The organism is uncultured Dietzia sp., assembly GCF_937873725.1.
Classification (GTDB): Bacteria; Actinomycetota; Actinomycetes; order Mycobacteriales; family Mycobacteriaceae; genus Dietzia.
The window spans coordinates 24,683-42,679 of sequence record NZ_CALMYY010000011.1 but is presented as its reverse complement, the minus strand read 5'-3'; the positions used below and the strand labels follow the sequence as shown (position 1 = coordinate 42,679).

At 72.4% G+C, this 17,997-nt stretch carries 12 protein-coding genes, 1 tRNA gene and 1 pseudogene; 4 read left to right on the top strand and 10 right to left on the bottom strand.

The genetic code is table 11. From position 1 onward, the window contains the following. Positions 1-152 precede the first annotated feature (152 nt). Positions 153-992 (top strand): annotated as a pseudogene (locus tag Q0444_RS00745) (HNH endonuclease family protein); the annotation flags it as partial. Between the two features lie 48 nt (positions 993-1,040). Here the strand turns inward: Q0444_RS00745 and Q0444_RS00740 are convergent. The 6 genes from Q0444_RS00740 to Q0444_RS00715 all read right to left on the bottom strand — a co-directional run bounded on the left by Q0444_RS00740 (position 1,041) and on the right by Q0444_RS00715 (position 6,665). Then, complete coding sequence (locus Q0444_RS00740; protein WP_299020601.1) at positions 1,041-1,916, bottom strand: DUF1542 domain-containing protein; 876 nt, start codon at positions 1,914-1,916, stop codon at positions 1,041-1,043. An 84-nt stretch (positions 1,917-2,000) separates the two neighbouring features. Beyond that, complete coding sequence (locus Q0444_RS00735) at positions 2,001-3,110, bottom strand: acyl-CoA dehydrogenase family protein (RefSeq protein ID WP_299020599.1); 1,110 nt, start codon at positions 3,108-3,110, stop codon at positions 2,001-2,003. Beyond that, positions 3,107-4,273, bottom strand: a complete 1,167-nt coding sequence (locus tag Q0444_RS00730) for an acyl-CoA dehydrogenase family protein (RefSeq protein ID WP_299020596.1) — start codon at positions 4,271-4,273, stop codon at positions 3,107-3,109. Before Q0444_RS00730 ends, Q0444_RS00735 begins: the two co-directional genes overlap by 4 nt. A gap of 8 nt (positions 4,274-4,281) precedes the next feature. Continuing rightward, a complete protein-coding gene (locus tag Q0444_RS00725) occupies positions 4,282-5,085 on the bottom strand; it encodes a crotonase/enoyl-CoA hydratase family protein (protein ID WP_291079749.1) in 804 nt (267 codons plus the stop codon). 198 nt (positions 5,086-5,283) lie between these two features. Continuing rightward, a tRNA-Thr gene (locus tag Q0444_RS00720) sits at positions 5,284-5,359 on the bottom strand. Between the two features lie 94 nt (positions 5,360-5,453). After that, positions 5,454-6,665, bottom strand: a complete 1,212-nt coding sequence (locus tag Q0444_RS00715; protein ID WP_291079747.1) for a DNA polymerase III subunit delta' — start codon at positions 6,663-6,665, stop codon at positions 5,454-5,456. Between the two features lie 71 nt (positions 6,666-6,736). On the opposite strand from Q0444_RS00715, the gene Q0444_RS00710 reads away from it, so the two are divergent. Next, positions 6,737-8,320: an adenylate/guanylate cyclase domain-containing protein gene (locus tag Q0444_RS00710; RefSeq protein WP_291079745.1), complete on the top strand. Its 1,584-nt coding sequence runs from the start codon at positions 6,737-6,739 to the stop codon at positions 8,318-8,320. Between the two features lie 15 nt (positions 8,321-8,335). Here the strand turns inward: Q0444_RS00710 and topA are convergent, their stop codons facing one another. Both topA and Q0444_RS00700 read right to left on the bottom strand, forming a co-directional pair. After that, on the bottom strand, positions 8,336-11,263 hold the full coding sequence (gene topA, locus Q0444_RS00705) for a type I DNA topoisomerase (RefSeq protein WP_299020638.1): 2,928 nt from the start codon (positions 11,261-11,263) through the stop codon (positions 8,336-8,338). Between the two features lie 177 nt (positions 11,264-11,440). Further along, the gene (locus Q0444_RS00700; RefSeq protein WP_291079741.1) at positions 11,441-13,099 is read right to left on the bottom strand and encodes an alpha/beta fold hydrolase; all 1,659 of its coding nucleotides are present in this window, start codon (positions 13,097-13,099) and stop codon (positions 11,441-11,443) included. 243 nt (positions 13,100-13,342) lie between these two features. Between Q0444_RS00700 and Q0444_RS00695 the strand changes: the two genes are divergently transcribed. Both Q0444_RS00695 and Q0444_RS00690 read left to right on the top strand, forming a co-directional pair. Then, a complete protein-coding gene (locus Q0444_RS00695) occupies positions 13,343-15,331 on the top strand; it encodes a 2-oxoacid:acceptor oxidoreductase subunit alpha (protein ID WP_291079739.1) in 1,989 nt (662 codons plus the stop codon). Positions 15,332-15,356: 25 nt separating this feature from the next. After that, positions 15,357-16,436: a 2-oxoacid:ferredoxin oxidoreductase subunit beta gene (locus Q0444_RS00690; RefSeq protein WP_291079737.1), complete on the top strand. Its 1,080-nt coding sequence runs from the start codon at positions 15,357-15,359 to the stop codon at positions 16,434-16,436. A 71-nt stretch (positions 16,437-16,507) separates the two neighbouring features. Here Q0444_RS00690 and Q0444_RS00685 read toward each other — a convergent pair whose 3' ends face one another. Together Q0444_RS00685 and Q0444_RS00680 are read right to left on the bottom strand one after the other, a co-directional pair. Next, positions 16,508-17,293, bottom strand: coding sequence for an NRDE family protein (locus tag Q0444_RS00685; RefSeq protein ID WP_291081194.1), 786 nt, complete (start codon positions 17,291-17,293; stop codon positions 16,508-16,510). 49 nt (positions 17,294-17,342) lie between these two features. After that, positions 17,343-17,930, bottom strand: coding sequence for a hypothetical protein (locus Q0444_RS00680; protein ID WP_291081195.1), 588 nt, complete (start codon positions 17,928-17,930; stop codon positions 17,343-17,345). Positions 17,931-17,997: the final 67 nt, after the last annotated feature.

The following is a 17,997-nucleotide window of genomic DNA, read 5'->3' as shown; positions in this document are numbered from 1 at the left end:
GGGCTTACGCTGCCCCTCCGGCTTGCGATGGCCGAACGTACGCGATCGCCCCGCTTACGCTGGCCGCGTGGACCATAGGGCCAGCGCACCCGTGGGTGGTGAGGCCGGGAGGCGGCCCCGGGGATGTCCGAGGTGCTCGCTAGGGTGCGGCCATGACCTCCCGGACCACTCGTGCCGCACTGGCCACAGTCGCGGGCGTCCTCGTCCTGGCCGGCATCGGTCGCTGCGCGGGGTCCGAGGGCGGCGACGGCGCGGGGGGCACGATCGGACCTCCCTCGACCTCGGCGCTGGTCCCGGCCGGGCCGACCTCGTCGTCGTCGCCCCTGACGCCACCTCCGCCCGCGCCCGAACCGGTCCCGCCGGCGGAACCCGCGCCCGCACCCGCACCCGAGCCCGAGGCCGGGCCGTCGGCCGACCCGCAGGTCGCGGCCGCCCGCGCCGCGCTGCCCCGGCTCGAGGTCAAGGGCCGCGCGCCCAAGACCGGCTACGACCGCGACCTGTTCGGCCAGGCCTGGTCGGACGACGTGTCAGTGGAGTTCGGTCGCAACGGCTGCGACACCCGCAACGACATCCTGCGGCGCGACCTGCAGGAGATCACGCTCAAGCCGGGGACCCGGGACTGCGTGGTGCTCTCCGGGGTCCTGTACGGGCCCTACACCGGGGACCGGATCGAGTTCGTGCGCGGGCAGGGCACCTCGTCGCTGGTGCAGATCGACCACGTGGTGGCGCTGGCGGACGCGTGGCAGAAGGGCGCGCAGCAGATGACGGCGGAGCGGCGGCGGGATCTGGCCAACGACCCGCTCAACCTGCAGGCCGTGGCCGGCTGGGTCAACCAGCAGAAGGGCGCCGGCGACACCGCGACCTGGCTGCCGCCGCGCCGGGAGTCCCGCTGCGGCTACGTCTCGCGGCAGGTCCTGGTCAAGGAGCGCTACGGGCTGTGGGTGACGCCCGCTGAGCGCGATGCCATGGACAGGATCCTGGCCGGCTGCGGCTGACGTCGCCCGGCCGAGGCCGGCCGAGCCCGGCCGAGGCCGGCCGAGTCAGAAGTCGAAGAAGCCGCCGCCGTCGCCGCCGAACAGGCCGCCGTCGAAGAACCCCCCGCCGCCGTCGCCCCCGCCGTCGCCGCCGAACAGCCCGCCGTCGAAGAACCCTCCGCCGTCGCCGCCCGCGTCGCCGCCGCCGTCGCCGCCCATGAGGCCGCCGTCGAAGAAGCCCTCGCCGCCGTCACCGCCACCCATGTCGCTGACGTCCGCGCCGCCCTCGCCGACCCCGGCCGCGAAGTCCTCGCCGGAGTAGCCGACGCCCGACATCCCCGCGAACATCATGTTGAACATCATCATCGAGCCCATCATCCACACCCCCGTGGTCAGGGCGGAAGCCCACCACGGCTCCGAGTACCAGCCCGCGGGCACCGGCCGGCCGGCCACCACGCCACCCGGGTAGTAGTGCGGGTTCCGATCGCTCGGCTCGGCGGACGCGCTGAGGGGCCGCCCCTCGATGTCGACCGTCCGGTCCTCGGTCACCCGGCCGGCGCGCTCCTGCCCGTCTGTCCTGGGCAGCTCCGGACCGGGGTCCAGGCCAATCGCCGACCGGGCGGCCCGCACGTAGTACAGCCCCTCCAGCGCGGTGTCCTTGGCGAGCCGCGCCTGGACGGGCGTCCGGGCGTTCTCGAGTTCCGTCACGGCCGCCGTGTAGCGCTCGGAGGCGTCCGCCATGGCCTGCTTGGAGGCCTCGTCGGTGCCGTCGAGGTTGAACACCTGACCGCCGAGCCTCTCGACCCAGCGCGCGGCCTCGGCGCGATGGTCCTCGAGATGGCGGTTGTCGTGCGCCTGCAGCTGGGTCTGGCCCTTGTTCTGGCTGCGCGACACCACCGCGACGGCTATCGCGATCACTGCGGCGATGAGGAGGAATTCCACGGGTCGACCTTTCTCGGTACTACCGGCCAGCGTACCGAGATCGCGGGGCGCGGGTCCGCGGCCGCGGGCGAGCCGTCCACCCGGTCAGGCCCCGGTCACGCGGTCGAGCCACGCGGCGGCGGCCCCGTCCACCCCGACGCCGTCGACGACCATCGGCCACGCCCCGTCCATCCCCCCGGCGACCGCGACGCCGGCGAGCAGGCCCTCCCAGAAGGCCGCCGAGCCGAACTCGCCGCGCCACTGCAGGGCGGGCAGGGTCAGCCGGTGGAGGGGGTGCTCGTGGGTCGTGCCGATCGCACCGTGGACCTGATGGACGTTCCGCACCGTCACGGCGACGGCCTGGGAGACCACGCTGCGCGCGACCGCCACCCGGAAGGCGGACAGTGGTCCGCGCAGGTCGGTGGCCAGGGCGTCGGCGACCGCCTGGTCCACCGCCGCGCGGGCGAGGACCGTCTCGGCGGCGATGTCGACGACGAGGTTCTGCACCGACTGGAACGTCGCCAGCGCCCGGCCGAACTGGTTGCGCCCGGTCGAATGGGCGATCGCCGCGTCGAGCATCCCCTCGGCCGCGCCCACGGACTGCACGGCCCGGGCCAGCGCGCCGCGCAGGACCGCCGCCTCCACGTGGGCGGCGTCGACCGGGGTCCACGTGGCGTCCGCGGGCGGGGTGACATCGCCCAGCGACACCGCGGAGGTCCCGTCGGCGGCCGAGATCCCGGCTCGATCGGTCCCGACCTCGGCCACCTCGTGGCGGGCGGCCCCGTCCACGGCGCCGACCCGGCGCACGCACAGGATGGTGTCGGTGGAGCCCGCCCAGGCCACGCGCCGGGCGTGGCCGTGGGGCCCGAGCACCGCGAGGGTCGCCGTGCCGGGGGACGAGTCGTCCAGGCCGGCGGCCCGGCGTAGGGGCCCGACGACGAGGTCGGTCTCGGCGAAGGGGACCGCGACGCCCGCGGCCGCGGCCAGTCGCAGGAGCGCCGCGGCCTCGGCCCAGCCGGCCCCGCTGCCGCCCGTGGCCTCGGGGGCGGTGAGCCGGCCGAGTCCCACCTCGGACAGGGCCCGCCACACGGCGGCCGCGTCGGGGCGGGCGGTGGGTCCGGAGAACTGCGCCAGGACGTCGCCCATCATGGCGTCGAGGTCGCCGTCCCCGTCGAGGTCGACGGGGGCGTCGGCGTTCGCGGTGTTCTCGTTCATCGCATCCCCAGTCCCCGCGCGATCACGCCGCGCAGGATCTCGTTGGTCCCGCCGCGCAGCGTGAAGCCGGGGCGCTGGTGCAGCCCCGCGCGGAGCAGGTGGACGAGCTCGGCCGAGGCCGACTCCCCTTCACCCGGCGAGAACTCGTCGCCGAGCCGGGTGGAGACCACGTCGACGATGTCGCCCTCCGTGGTGGTGCCGAGGAGTTTGACCAGGGCCGCCGGGATGTCGGCCGGCTCACCGCGCTGGAGTGCTCCCGCGATGTTCTGGCTCAGGGCGTGCAGCCCCGCCATCCGCGCCACCGAGCGGCCGAGATCGGTCCGGGCGGGCAGGCGTCCCTCGCCGATCGCGCCGATCTCGGCGGCCAGCAGTCGGAAGGAGGACAGGAACCGCTCCGGCCCGCTGCGCTCGAACGCCAGCTCGGAGTTGACCTGCTCCCAGCCGCTGCCGAGGGTGCCGAAGACCCGCGCGTCGGGGACAAAGACCTCGTCCATCACGACCTCGTTGAAGTGGTGGTCGCCGGACAGGGACACGATCGGGCGGATCGTCACGCCCTCGCTGCGCAGGTCAACGATGAACTGGCTCAGTCCCGCGTGCCGGTTCGACGTATCCAGGGGCTCGGTGCGGACCAGGGCGATGAACGCCTCCGCGTGCTGGGCGCCGGAGGTCCACACCTTGGTCCCGGTGATGGTCCAGCCGCCGTCGACCCGGACGCCCCTCGTGCGCACGCTGGCCAGGTCGGAGCCGGAATCCGGCTCGCTCATCCCGATGCCGAAGCAGCACTGGCCCGCGGCGATGCGGGGCAGGAACCCGCGCTTCTGCTCCTCGGTCCCGTACCGCAGGAGCGAGGGCGCGATCTGACGGTCGGCGACCCACTGGGCGGCCACCGGAGCCCCCACGGCGAGGAGTTCCTCGGTCACCACGAAGCGCTCGAGATGGGTGCGGCCGCGGCCTCCGTACTCGGTCGGGATGGCCATTCCGACCCAGCCCCGGTCCGCGAGCCTGCGGGTGAAGTCCTCGTCCCAGCGGGTGAGCCACGTGTCGATCCACGGCGTGAGACGTCCCGCCGCGATCTCGTCGGCGAGGAACGCGCGCACCTCCGCGCGCAGTGCGTCCATGTCCGCCGACGCGAGGGTGGTCGGTGGGGCGATCCGGGGCGGCATCGGTACCGCTACCGGCCCGTGTAGCTGCCGGGGCGCTTCTCCCCGAACGCGGCGAGCGCCTCGCGGTGATCCTCGGTGTGGTGGGCGAGCGCCTGCATCGTCGCCGAGAGTTCGAGGAGCGACTCCAGCGACTGGTGCTGGGACTCGCGCAGGAGGCGCTTGGCCATCCGGACAGCGTGGGGCGGGTTCTTGGCCACCCGGCCCGCCAGTTCCCGGGCGGAGTCCATCAGGGCGTCGGGCTCGACCACCCTGTTGACCAGCCCCCACTCGGCGGCCTGCTCCGCCGTGACCCGGTCCCCGGTCAGGGCCATCTCCGCCGCCCTCGCCGGGCCTATCGCCCTGGTGAGCAGCCACGCGCCGCCGTCGCCGGGGATGATGCCCAGCTGGACGAAGCTCTCCGCGAACCACGCCCTGGTGGAGGCCACCCGCAGGTCGCACATCACGGCGAGGTCGCACCCCGCGCCCACCGCCGGCCCGTTGACCGCGGCGACCACCGGCACCTCGCAGTGGTACAGGGCTCGGGGGATCCGCTGGATGCCCCGGCGGTACCCGTCACGGAGCTCGTACGGGCTGCCGCCGAACATCCCGGCCCGGTCCACCATGTCCTTGACGTTGCCGCCGGCGGAGAACGCCGATCCCGCCCCGGTGAGCACGACCGCCCGCACGTCGTGGTCCGCGTTGACCGCCGCCACCTGATCGCAGATCGCGTCGACGATCGCCGGATCCGAGATGGGGTTGCGGGCGTCCGGCAGGTTGAGCGTCCACGTCTCGATGTGGTCGGCTCGCTCGACGAGCAGGGGTGTTGAGGCCATGGGGATTCTCCCTGGGTAGCGGGACCGGCGTTCTCGTCCTGACGGTCCGGGGTCGGACTGCGTCACTCGGTACCCGACTGTATCCAGTGGCACCGGTCGCCGTCGCCGTTCCCGGGCTGGCCCCCCTGGGCGCGGTGCCGGGGTCGAGAGACGACGAAACCCCTGCCCGGGTCGGGCGGGGGTGTGTGGAGGTGCTGGTGGAGCCGCGTGTCGGAATCGAACCGACGACCTTTTCATTACGAGTGAAATGCTCTACCGACTGAGCTAACGCGGCGAGCCCTTGTGGGGCGAGGCAACTATATATGACGGGTCGGCGCCGCCGGAAAACGGCCGCCACGCCCCGGCCGAGGGCCGGCTCGCGCCGCCCGTCAGCCCAGCGCCTGCCGGATCGCCCCCACCATCGCCGACACCGCGAACTTGGGTTTGACGTTCACCTCGATCGCGGCGCGGCACTCCTGGATGGCCTCGATGGCCTGCAGGACCGCGGCCGGCGGGTAGTGGCCGCCGAGGCGCGAGGACTCCGCGGCCTTGTCCGGGTGCACCGGGGCGACGTCGCCCACCCCGAGACCGGCCATGAGGGCGTCGCGGTAGAAGCCCGCGAGGTCGACCAACGCGAGGTCCAGGGAGTCGCGGGTCGAGCGGGTGCGCCGCGACTTCTGCGCCTTCTCCAGCTCCTTCACCGCCCCCGCGGCGCCGCGACCCGCCGCCACCGCGCCCTTTCCCGTCCCCCCGACCCCCATGGCGGTGCGCAGCTCCTCCACCTCACGCTCGTCGTTGCCGGTGTTGCGGGCGACCGCCTCCTGTTCCGCGGCGCTGACCAGCCGGTCCGCGAGCGGGAACGCCCGGCCCGGGTTGTGCATGACCATGGGCAGTTCCAGGACCGCGTCCCGGCGATCCCTGGTGGCCTCGTCGGTGGCCAGCCACCGGGCGCGGCCGATGTGCCCGGAGGACACCCCCGCCGCCCACCTCGCCCGGTCCGGGTCCACCCCGCCGCCGGCGAGGAGCGCGCTCTCCACCGCGGCCGCGTCCGGTTGGCGCAGCGCGACGGTCCGGGACCGGGACCGCAGGGTCACCATGATGTCCATCGGGTCCGTGGTGGGCGAGCACAGCAGGAACACGGTCCGGCTGGGCGGCTCCTCGACCACCTTGAGCAGCGCGTTCCCGGACTGCTCGGTGAGCCGGTCCGCCTCCTCCACCACGACGATCTGCCAGCGTCCGGTGCCGGGCCGGCTGGCCGCGCGGTGGATGGTCTCCTTGACGTCCTTGAGGAGGATGTTGACCCCCTGGGGGGCCAGGAGGTGGACGTCCGCGTGGGTGCCCGCCGCCACGGTGTGGCACGCCCGGCACTCGCCGCAGCCCACGATCTCCGGATGCTCGCACTGCAGGGCCGCCGCGAAACACATGGCCGCGACACTCCGGCCGCTGCCGGGTGGACCCGTGAACAGCCACGCGTGGACCATCCTCGCGTCCGTCTGGTCCCAGCCCTGACCCGGCACGCGGGCCCGGGCCGCGTGCGCGGCAGCGGTCAGCTCCGCCACGACCTCGTCCTGGCCGGCCAACCGATCGAACACCCCTGACATGAGCCCACCCTATCCCCGCCCACCGACAGGCCCCGTTCCCGCCGGGCCCGCCTGGAACTACCCTTGGCCCAATGAAGCGTTGGGTCAGGCTGTTCCGGTGGCTGTGGGCCACCCCCTGGCCCGTCTACGCCCTGACGATGGTGCAGGCCAACATCATCGGGGCCGTCTTCGTCTTCGCCTTCCTCCGGTTCGTCCTCCCGATGGACCGGTTCCTCGACCTGGACGAGTTCCGCTTCCTCAACCAGTACCTGTTCATCGGCTACCTGGTCCTGGCGTTCGTCGGCGGCGTCATCGCGTCGACCCTGCTCCTGCTGCCCGTCCTCCGGGTGGACCGCTCGGGCGAGGAGTTCAGCGGCGCGATCCGCAACCGGGCCCTGCGATTGCCGTTCCACCAGGCCCTGGTCTCGGGGGCGATGTGGCTCATCGGCTCGCTGGTCTTCGTGGCGGTGAACGTGGGCCACTCCCCCAGGCTGGCGCTGGTGGTGGGGGTGACCAGCGTGCTCGGCGGCACCACCACCTGTCTGATCTCCTACCTCCAGGCCGAGCGGATCATGCGGCCGATCACCGTGAGGGCGCTCGCGCAGGGCGTGCCGGCCAACCGGCACATGCCGGGGGTGCGGCGGCGGATCTTCCTCGGGTGGGCGCTGACCACCGTGATCCCCGTGGCCGGGATCCTGCTCATCCTCGCCGGCCACTGGGTCGGGCTGTTCGGGGGCGATCCCCAGCTCATCCTCGTCGCGCTCGCGGTCCTGGCGAGCGTCACGGTGATCGCCGGGGCGATCGGGATGGGGCTGGTGTCGGATTCGATCGCCGACCCCGTCCGCGAGATGCAGGAGGGGGTCAAGCGGGTCAAGAAGGGCGACCTCCAGACCCGTGTGACCATCTACGACAGCTCGGAGATCGGCCGCCTGGGCCAGGGTTTCAACGAGATGGTGACCGGTCTCCAGGAGAGGGAGGCCATCCAGGACCTCTTCGGCCGCTACGTGGGCGAGGACGTCGCCCGGAACGCGCTGGAGCGGGGCACCGAGCTCGGCGGCCAGGAGCGGGTGGTCGCGGTGCTGTTCGTCGACCTCACCGGCTCGACCGAGTTCGCCGCCTCCCACGATCCCGCCGACGTGGTGGCGGTCCTCAACGAGTTCTTCCGGATCGCCGTGGAATCCGTCGACTCCAACGGCGGGTACATCAACAAGTTCCAGGGCGACGCTCTGCTCGCCGTGTTCGGCGCGCCGCTGGAGGTGGAGAACGAGGCCGGACGGGCGCTGCGGGCCGCGCGGGCACTCCAGAGCAGGCTGGCCGATCTCTCCCCGCTCTCGGCGGGCATCGGGGTCTCCTACGGAACGGTGATCGCCGGGCACATCGGCCACGCCAAACGCTTCGAGTACACGGTGATCGGGGACCCCGTCAACGAGGCCGCCCGCCTGACCACGCTGGCCAAGATGGAGCAGGGTCACGTCCTGGCGTCCGCCACGACCATCCGCCACGCGGACGCGCCGGAGGCCGCCAGGTGGGTGCTGGGCCGCAGCGTCGAGCTGCGTGGACGCGGCATCATGACCCAGCTCGCCCGGCCGCTCCGGCCCACGCTCGCCGACCGGTGGCAGGCCGGGGACACCGCGCTGCGCCCGGGCGCAGGGGGCCCCGGCGCGGCGGGCGGCTGAGCCGGGTCAGCCGGCTCAGCCGCGCGCGGCGGCCTTCTTCGCCGGAGCCTTCTTCGCCGGGGCCTTCCTGGCCGCGGCCTTCTTCGGCGGGGACTTTACCCGCCGCTCCGACAGCAGCTCCGAGGCGCGCGCGTCGGTGAGGGTCTCCACGGTGTCGCCCTTGCGCAGGGACGCGTTGGACTCGCCGTCGGTCACGTAGGGCCCGAAGCGCCCGTCCTTGACCAGCATCTGCTTGCCGGAGACCTCGTCGATCCCCATCTCGCGCAGCGCCTTGGGCGCGGCGGCCTGCCGGCCGCGCCGCTTGGGCTCGGAGTAGATCTTCAGCGCCTCCTCGAGGGTGACGGTGAAGACCGCGTCCTCGGTGTCGAGGGTCCGCGAGTCGGTGCCCTTCCGCAGGTACGGCCCGTAGCGGCCGAGCTGCGCGGTGATCTCCTCGCCGCTCGCGGGGTCGACGCCCAGCACCCGCGGCAGGGAGAGCAGCTTGAGCGCCTGCTCGAGGGTGACCGTGGCCGGCTCCATGGACTGCATCAGTGACCCGGTCCGCGGCTTGGGGCCGGTGGGGTTGTCGGCCTCCTTCTTGGCCTTGCGGGTGACGGCGGACTTGGCCTTGGTCGCGGCCTTCTTGGCCTCCGTCTTGGCGTCGTCGTCCTTCGCCGCCGCCATGGCGGCGTCGCGCTCGGCGTCGATCCTCTTCTTCTCCGCCTCGGCGTCGGCGAGCACCTTCTTGGCCCACTGCGCCTTCTCCGCGTCGGTGGGCTCGGGCAGCTTCTCCGTGACGTAGGGGCCGAATCGCCCGTCCTTGACCACGATCTCGTGCCCGGTCCCGGGGTCCACGCCCAGCGGGCGCCCGTCCTGGGGGGTGGAGAACAGCTTCTCCCCCACCTCGAGGGTCAGCTCGTCGGGGCTCATCCCCTCGGGGAGGTTGGCCCGCTGCGACTCCTCCGCGCCGTCCTCCCCTGCGATCATGCGCTCGAGGTACGGCCCGTAGCGGCCGACCCGGACGTGGACCGGTCGGCCCTCGGCGTCGTCGAACACGCGGATCGAGTTGATGCTGCGGGCGTCGATCGCCTCGAGGTTCACGTCGACGAGGTTCTTGAGCCCGACCGCGTACTGCCCGCCCCGGTCGTCCCCGGCGGGGTCGCCGAAGTAGAAGCGGCGCAGCCAGTCGTCGCGGTTCTCGCGGCCCTCGGCGATCGCGTCGAGCTCGTCCTCCATGAGCGAGGTGAAGTCGTAGTCGACCAACCGACCGAAGTTCTGCTCCAGCAGCCCGACCACGGCGAACGCGACCCAGCTGGGGACCAGCGCGTTGCCCCGGACGTAGACGTATCCGCGGTCCTGGATGGTGCGGATGATGCTGGCGTAGGTGGACGGGCGGCCGATGCCCATCTCCTCCATGGCCTTGACCAGGCTCGCCTCGGTGAAGCGCGCGGGCGGGCTGGTGGTGTGACCGTCGGCCACCAGGTCCGAGCCCGTGAGAGCCTGCCCCTCGCTCAGGTGGGGCAGCCGCCGCTCGGCGTCGTCCGCCATCGGCTTCTCGGAGGACTCGGTGGACTCCTCCGCCGCCTCGACGTAGGCCTTGAGGAAGCCGGGGAAGGTGATGGTCCGGCCCGAGGCGGAGAACGTCGCGCGGCTGTACCCGGACGGGTTCTCCCCCGCGGCTCCGGTGATCCGGATGCTCACCGAGGTGCCCCTGGCGTCGGCCATCTGGGAGGCGACGGTGCGCTGCCAGATCAGCTCGTACAGGCGGTACTCCTCGGCGTCCAGCACGCTGTGGAGCTGGCCGGGGGTGGCGAACGACTCGCCGGCGGGGCGGATGGCCTCGTGCGCCTCCTGCGAGTTCTTGACCTTGCGCGTGTACTGCCGCGGCGTGGGCGAGACGTACTCGCTGCCGTAGAGCTCCGCCGCCTGCGCGCGGGCGGCCGCGATGCCGCCCTCGGACAGGGTCGTGGAGTCGGTACGCATGTAGGTGATGTAGCCGTTCTCGTACAGCCGCTGCGCGATGCGCATCGTCCGCTCGGAGGTGTAACGCAGCTTGCGGCCGGCCTCCTGCTGCAGCGTCGAGGTCATGAACGGCGCGTAGGGGCGCCGCGTGTACGGCTTGGACTCGACGGAGTCCACGGCGAAGTCGGCACCCTCGAGCGCCCCGGACAGCGCCCGGGCCGCGCTCTCGCCGAGCACCACCGCGTCCTTGGCCGCGCCGGTGGCCTTGAGCTTGCCGTCCTGGCCGAAGTCGCTGCCCCGGGCGACGCGGGCGCCGTCGACGGCGGACAGGCGGGCGGTGAAGCTCCGCGGCTCGCCGGCGTCGCCACCGGTGGCCTCCTGCGTCGCCAGGAGCGCGGTGACGTCCCAGTAGTCGGCGGCGACGAACGCCATGCGCTGGCGCTCGCGCTCGACGATCACCCTGGTGGCCACCGACTGCACGCGGCCCGCCGACAGCCGCGGCATGACCTTCTTCCACAGCACCGGGGAGACCTCATACCCGTAGAGGCGGTCGAGGATGCGGCGGGTCTCCTGGGCGTCGACGAGGTCGGTGTCCAGCTCGCGGGTGTTCTCGGCGGCCGCGAGGATCGCGGGCTTGGTGATCTCGTGGAACACCATCCGCTTGACCGGGACCTTGGGCTTGAGCCCCTCGAGCGGGTGCCGGGCGATCGCCCCGCCCTCGCGGTCGGGGTCGGTGGCCAGCAGGAGCTGGTCCACGCCCGCCAGTTCCTTCTTGAGCTCGGCGACCTTCTTCTTCTTGTCCGCGCTCACCACGTAGATGGGCTCGAAGTCGTGGTCCGGGTTCACGCCCAGCCGCGCCCACGGTTCCTTCTTGTATTTGGCCGGGATGTCGGCGGCGCCCTTGGGTAGGTCGCGGATGTGCCCGACGGACGCCTCGACCACGTAGTCGGGCCCCAGGTAGGGCTGGATCTTGCGGGCCTTGGTGGCGGACTCGACTATCACCAGGCTCCGCTTTCCGCCCGATGCTGTCTGCTTGCTCGCCACTGAACTGCTCCCAACCTGCGCTGATCCGACGGCGACACGACGTCACCGACCTCCGGTCCGGGTTACGGTACGCGTCCCGGGGCCTCACCCATAAAGATTCATACCAGGCCTTTGCCCCCGGACGAGCCCGGTGCCCTACCGGGGGACCGGTGGCGGGCCGGGTGAGGGGCGCGGGGTGTCGAGGTACAGGCCGGACGGAGCCTGCCCGGTGCGCAGGTACTCCAGCACCAGGTCGTCGACCGCCCGGTTGCCGGTGTCGAAGTGGCAGTGCACGGTCCCGCGGATCCGCACGAGCGTGCCGCCGGTGGCCTGGGCGGTGCGCGGGCCGAAGAGGCCGGGGGTGTTGGGGTCGTGATCGGACTGGAGGATCAGCGGCGGCGCGCCCATCTCGTTCGCCTCGATGCGCGGCGGGACCGTCGAGGGCGGGTAGAGGCAGTACTCGGTCTGCTCGGTGAGCGCCCAGACGTCCTCGCTCGTACTGCCCACGGAGTCACTGCTGCCGATCAACGCCGGCGCCAACGGGTTGGACCGGGGCGGCGCGGTCTCGTTGCAGTTGAGGATCTTCAGATAGGTGGCCTGATCGGAGGTGACCGCGGGCCGGTCCGTCTCCTCCTCGAGCCGGTCCTCGAGCTCCTCCGGCGTGGTCTCCTCCTGCACCGTCTCGTCCTGCGCTGCGCCGTGGATCGTCTCCGAGATCACCCACGCGATGTCCGGCCAGGTGTCCGGCGACCGGCTGTAAATGTCGAGGACCCGGAAATACGCCGCGGCGCCGTCCGGGGTCTGGTCGAAGGCGCCGGTGGAGGCCAGCGCCGCGTTCTCCGCCCGCACCGAACCGCTGTTGAGCATGTCCACCGAACCCGGCGCGTCGTCGCCCGGCTGGGCGGGGGGCGGCAGGAACCGGGTCGCGGCGGCCCCGGCCGCCAGGTCGAGCTCGCGGATCTGTCGGTAGACCTTGAGCGGGGTGTCGCCGAGCCGGAAGGTGTCGTCGTGCTCCGCGATCCAGGCCAGGACGTAGTTGCGGGCCTGGTACCGGTTCTCCGCCTGCCGCTGGTGGAGTTCGTACCACCAGGCGTCGGAGGGGCCGACCGAGGAGTCCAGCACCATCCGCTCGATGCTCTGCGGGAACAGCGTCTGGTACATCATCCCGAGCGCCGTGCCGTAGGAGTAGCCGAGGAAGGAGATGCGCTCCAGCCCCATGGCCTGCCGCACCAGCTCGTGGTCGCGCACCACGTTCTCGGTGGTGATGGAGCGCACGAACTCGGGGTCGGTGTCCATGCACAGCTTGGCCAGCTTGTTCAGGTCGGCAGGCGTCAGACTGCCTTCCTCATCCCCCGGCTCGGGCAGGCACTCGAGCGCACCGGCGCCCTCCAGGCCGCGGGGCTGCACGATCACCAGGTCGTTGGTGCGCCGGATCTCGTCGATGGCCGAGTCGTCCTCCCTGTCGAGTGCGGTGTACCAGAGGTCCCGGGCGTCGGCTCCCGGCCCGCCCGGGTTGGAGAACACCGTCCCCTCGCGGGCACCCGTGGCGGTGATCTTGCGGACCTCGATCCCCACCGTGCGGCCGCCGGGGGCGGAATGGTCGACGGGGACCGGGACCGAGGCGCACAGGACGTCGGCGCGGGGCAGGCCGTGGACGATGTCGGCGGGCGAGTCCGCCGGGCACGGGCTCCACGCCAGCGTGTCCACCCCGGCCGGGGTGGGTGTGGGGACGGGGACGGTCGAGGCGACGGGGGGAAGGACGACGACGAGGGCCGCGGTCGCGGTGGCCACCGCGCAGCGCAGGAGAGGGGGCATGGTGGCGAGTTTTTCATCTTTGCAGCTCTGTCGCGGGAGTATCCGTCCACCACCGGCCCGACTGGTGGGCATAGACAGACCGGTCTATGGTTGGCGGGGAGGCCACGGTCAGGGACTGGAACGTGTTACAGTTTTTGGGATTCGTTCGTGGCCCGAGGCGTCGCCGAAACCGGCGTACCGTCGGTGGCCGTACGGGAACCCCGACGAGCCCGACTCATCTCGACGTACTGGAGGTCAGCAGCGGTGGGCAATGTGTCCAAGACCAAGCTGGACAAGGTGGTCATCCGCATCGCGGGCGACTCGGGCGACGGCATGCAGCTCGCCGGCGACCAGTTCACCTCGGAGGCCGCGGCCTTCGGCAACGACCTGGCGACCCAGCCCAACTACCCCGCGGAGATCCGCGCCCCACAGGGCACGATCCACGGCGTCTCCAGTTTCCAGATCCAGATCGCGGACTACGACATCCTCACCGCCGGGGACCGCCCCGACGTGCTGGTGGCGATGAACCCCGCGGCGCTCAAGGCCAACATCGACGACCTGCCCTCCGGCGGCATCCTCATCGTCAACTCCGACGAGTTCACCAAGCGCAACCTCACCAAGGTCGGCTACGAGTCCAGCCCCCTCGGCTCCCCCGCCTTCGAGGCGTTCCAGGTGCACGAGGTGGCCATGGGCACGCTGACCATCGGCGCGGTCGAGTCGGTGGACATCGGCAAGAAGGACGCCGAGCGCTGCAAGAACATGTTCGCGCTCGGGCTGCTCACCTGGATGTACGGCCGCACGGTCGACTCGATCGAGAAGTTCCTCGCCGACAAGTTCGGCAAGAAGCCCGCCATCCTCGAGGCCAACATCCTCGCCCTGCGCGCGGGCTGGAACTACGGCGAGACCACCGAGGCGTTCGCCTCCGAGTACGAGATCCAGCCGGCCCAGCTGCCGCAGGGGCGTTACCGCCAGATCACCGGCAACACCGCGATGGCCTACGGCCTGGTCACGGCCGGCCGCTCCGCCGAGATGCCGGTCTTCCTGGGCACCTACCCCATCACGCCCGCCTCGGACATCCTGCACGAGCTGAGCAAGCTCAAGCAGTTCGACGTGACCACCTTCCAGGCCGAGGACGAGATCGCCGGCATCGGCGCCGCCCTCGGCGCGTCCTACGGCGGGGCGCTGGGCGTCACCTCCACGTCCGGTCCCGGCCTCGCGCTCAAGTCCGAGGCGATCGGCCTGGCCGTGATGACCGAGCTGCCGCTGGTGATCATCGACGTCCAGCGCGGCGGCCCGTCCACCGGTCTGCCCACCAAGACCGAGCAGTCGGACCTCCTGCAGGCCCTGTTCGGCCGCAACGGCGAGTCGCCGGTCGCGGTGATCGCCCCGCAGTCGCCCGCCGACTGCTTCGAGATCGCCCGCGAGGCCGCGCGCATCGCGGTGACCTACCGCACGCCGGTGATCGTGCTGTCCGACGGCGCGATCGCCAACGGCTCCGAACCGTGGCTGCTGCCCGAGGTGGCCGCCCTCCCGGCGATCGAGAAGAACCTCGCCACCCCGCCCGGGGAGGGCGCCGAGGCGGCCGGGACGTACCTGCCCTACGCCCGCGACCCGGAGACCCTGGCCCGCGACTGGGCGATCCCCGGGCAGCCCGGTCTCGAGCACCGCATCGGCGGCCTGGAGAAGGCCAACGGCACCGGCAACATCTCCTACACGGCCGAGAACCACGACCTCATGACCCGGACCAGGGCCCTGAAGATCGCGCTCATCGAGGTCCCCGACCTCGAGGTGGACGACCCGACCGGGGACGCCGAGGTGCTCGTGGTGGGATGGGGCTCCTCGTACGGCCCCATCGGCGAGGCGGTCCGCCGCGCCCGCGCCAACGGCCACCGCGTGGCCCGGGCGCACGTCCGCCACCTCAATCCGCTTCCCCACAACATCGGTGAGGTGCTCGCGAAGTACCGCCGGGTGCTGGTGCCGGAGATGAACCTGGGCCAGCTCGCGATGCTGCTCAAGGCCCGCTTCCCCGCCCAGATCCAGCCCATCACCAAGGTGCACGGGATGGCGTTCTCCGCGGAGGAGTTGCAGACCGCCATCGAGGCCGAGTTCGCGGGCCGGCTCACCCACACCGAGCACGACAAGTACCGCCTCGCGCTGGACGGGGTCGTCACCACCACCGGCGAGCCCGCGGCCCGCAACCGGCGGATCGGCCACACCGCCACCGGCACCACCACCGCCAACCGAACCCGCTGACCTGTCGAGCGAGGAGAGGATCCCCATGACCACCACCGAACCCGGACTCGTCGGCACCGCGCTGCCGCTGGACGCGTTGGCCTCGGTACCCAAGGCCCCGGAGGGCTCGGCGCCGCAGAAGCCCAAGGACTACACCTCCGACCAGGAGGTGCGCTGGTGCCCGGGCTGCGGCGACTACGTCATCCTGGCCACCATCCGCGCCCTGCTGCCCAAGCTCGGCCTCAAGCGGGAGAACATCACCTTCATCTCCGGCATCGGCTGCTCGAGCCGCTTCCCGTACTACCTCGAGACCTACGGGATGCACTCGATCCACGGCCGAGCCCCGGCCATCGCGACCGGCCTGGCCACCACCCGCCCCGACCAGTCCGTGTGGGTGGTCACCGGCGACGGCGACGCCATGTCCATCGGTGGCAACCACCTCATCCACACCCTGCGCCGCAACGTCAACCTCAACATCCTCATGTTCAACAACCGGATCTACGGGCTGACCAAGGGCCAGTACTCCCCCACCTCCGAGCCGGGCAAGGTCACCAAGTCCAGCCCCATGGGCTCCCTGGACTTCCCGTTCAACACCCTGTCGCTGGCGATCGGCGCCCAGGGCACCTTCGTCGCCCGCGCCCTGGACTCGGACCGCAAGGGTCTGACCGAGGTCCTCGAGGCCGCCGCCCGCCACCGCGGCACCAGCTTCGTGGAGATCCTCCAGGACTGCCCCATCTTCAACGACGGCTCCTTCGACCTCCTGCGCAAGGAGGACGCCGGCGACCACCTCATCACCGTGCGCCACGGCGAGAAGATCGTCTTCGGCGACGACGGCCAGCACTGCGTCGTGCGGTCCGGATTCTCGCTCGCCGTCGCCGCCACCGCCGAGGTCGACCAGGCCGACATCGTGGTCCACGACGCCCACGCCGAGGACCCCACCTACGCCCACGCGCTGGCCAACCTGTCCAGCCAGGACCTGCAGTACACCGTCACCGGCATCATCCGCCAGGTCCGCCGCGAGACCTACGACGACCAGGCCCGCGCCCAGGTCGCCACCGCCAAGCAGACCGCACCCTCGGACCTGCAGGCCCTGCTCGACGGCGGCAACACCTGGACCGTCGGCTAGACCGAGCCGCGTCCGACCTGCCCGCGTCCGACCTGACCGCGTCCGACCTGACAAAGCGGGCGGTCACCGCCTCAGATCCGGGCGGTGACCGTCCCCGTGACGCGTCCGCGGGCATCCCAGGTTCGCTCGACCACGTCGATCGTGCCGTGGTGGTCCATGCGCACGGCCGTCGTCGAGCGGGTGCCGTACCAGCGGCCGATCCGGACGAACCGCGAGGAGAGCATCCACTCGTGGCGCAGGGGCACGCCCGTGCGGGGCAGGTGCCGCACCGGGGCCCTGCGTCGGTCGGCGAGCAGGTCGAGCAGGGGGCCCGACCAGTCCGGACCCGAGATCCTCTCCGCGCCGATGAGCGCCCGCACGTCCTGCACCGCCCCCGCCACCTTGGGCCACGGGGTGTCCAACGCGGCGTTGGACAGGCCGTGGACCCCGGTCCCCAGGCGCATCGGCCCCCGCGTCGAGCGGTTGGACGCCCACCACAACTCGTCCAGGTCCCCGGCGAGGAGGTTGACGGGACCGTACCGGTCCAGATCGTCGACGACGTGCCGGGCGAACTCGGAGGCGGGCACCGGCCCGGTCAGCGCCTCGACCGGCAACTCGCCGCGCGAGGCAGGGGCCGGACGGGCGGGGCCGCCCTCGCGCACGTTCGTCACGGCCGCGAACCTCCCACCCGGGGCGAGGGAGAGCCAGGTGCCCCCTGCTGTCTCGTCGCGGCCGGCGACGATCCCCGCCGCGCTCCCCCCGTCGCCCGCCCAGTCGTGCAGCGCTTCGGTGGGCCGGTCGAGGACCTCGTCCCGGTTGGCCACCACGATGAGCGGGTAGCGCGGGTGGACCCGGCGGGCGACCACGAGCATGCACATGTCACCGAAGACTTCCGCACCGGCCGATCCGGCGCAACACCAGGTGGTCCTAGCCCGGCCACGCCGCCGGGGGCACCCCGACGGGGGCCGCTCCGATCGCCTCCGCCAGCCGCGACCGGGCGCGGGCCGTCCCCAGCCGCAGCAGCGGACCGCCACCCCGCGGCCCGACGTACGTCGAGCGGATCCCGGCCCTCGCCAGTGCCTCGCCCAGAGCCGCGCGCCGGGGGGCGTGGTGCTCGACGCCCGCGTCGATCCCCAGGTCGACGGCTCCGCTGTCCGTGATCGTGCCGGCGGTGAGGACCCAGACCCGCAGGGCGCCGGCCGTCGGAATCCACCCCTCCGGCACGGCGGTGACAGCGCCTCGTCGCCACCGCCGCACCACCGGGGCCAGCTCCGCGCACCGCGCGGTGGACACCGTGCACCGGCCGTCCGGTCCGGTCCCGGACCGGACCGGGTCGAGACTCCCCTCGCCCAGGAGCGTCATCAGCGCGTCCGCGCGCCAGGCGGAGTCCAGCACCACGGACACCTGCGCGAGGTCGCCCGCGAGGGTGGACTGACCGCGGGCGGCGAGGGCGCCCTCGAGGTCCGTCGGGTCGGGGACGTGCTCGTCCGCGGCGAAGAACGACAGCTGCGTCACGGTGCCGAGCCTACGGTCGACCCCCGACACACGGCGAGGCCCCCACCGCGACGGGCGGCGGGGGCCC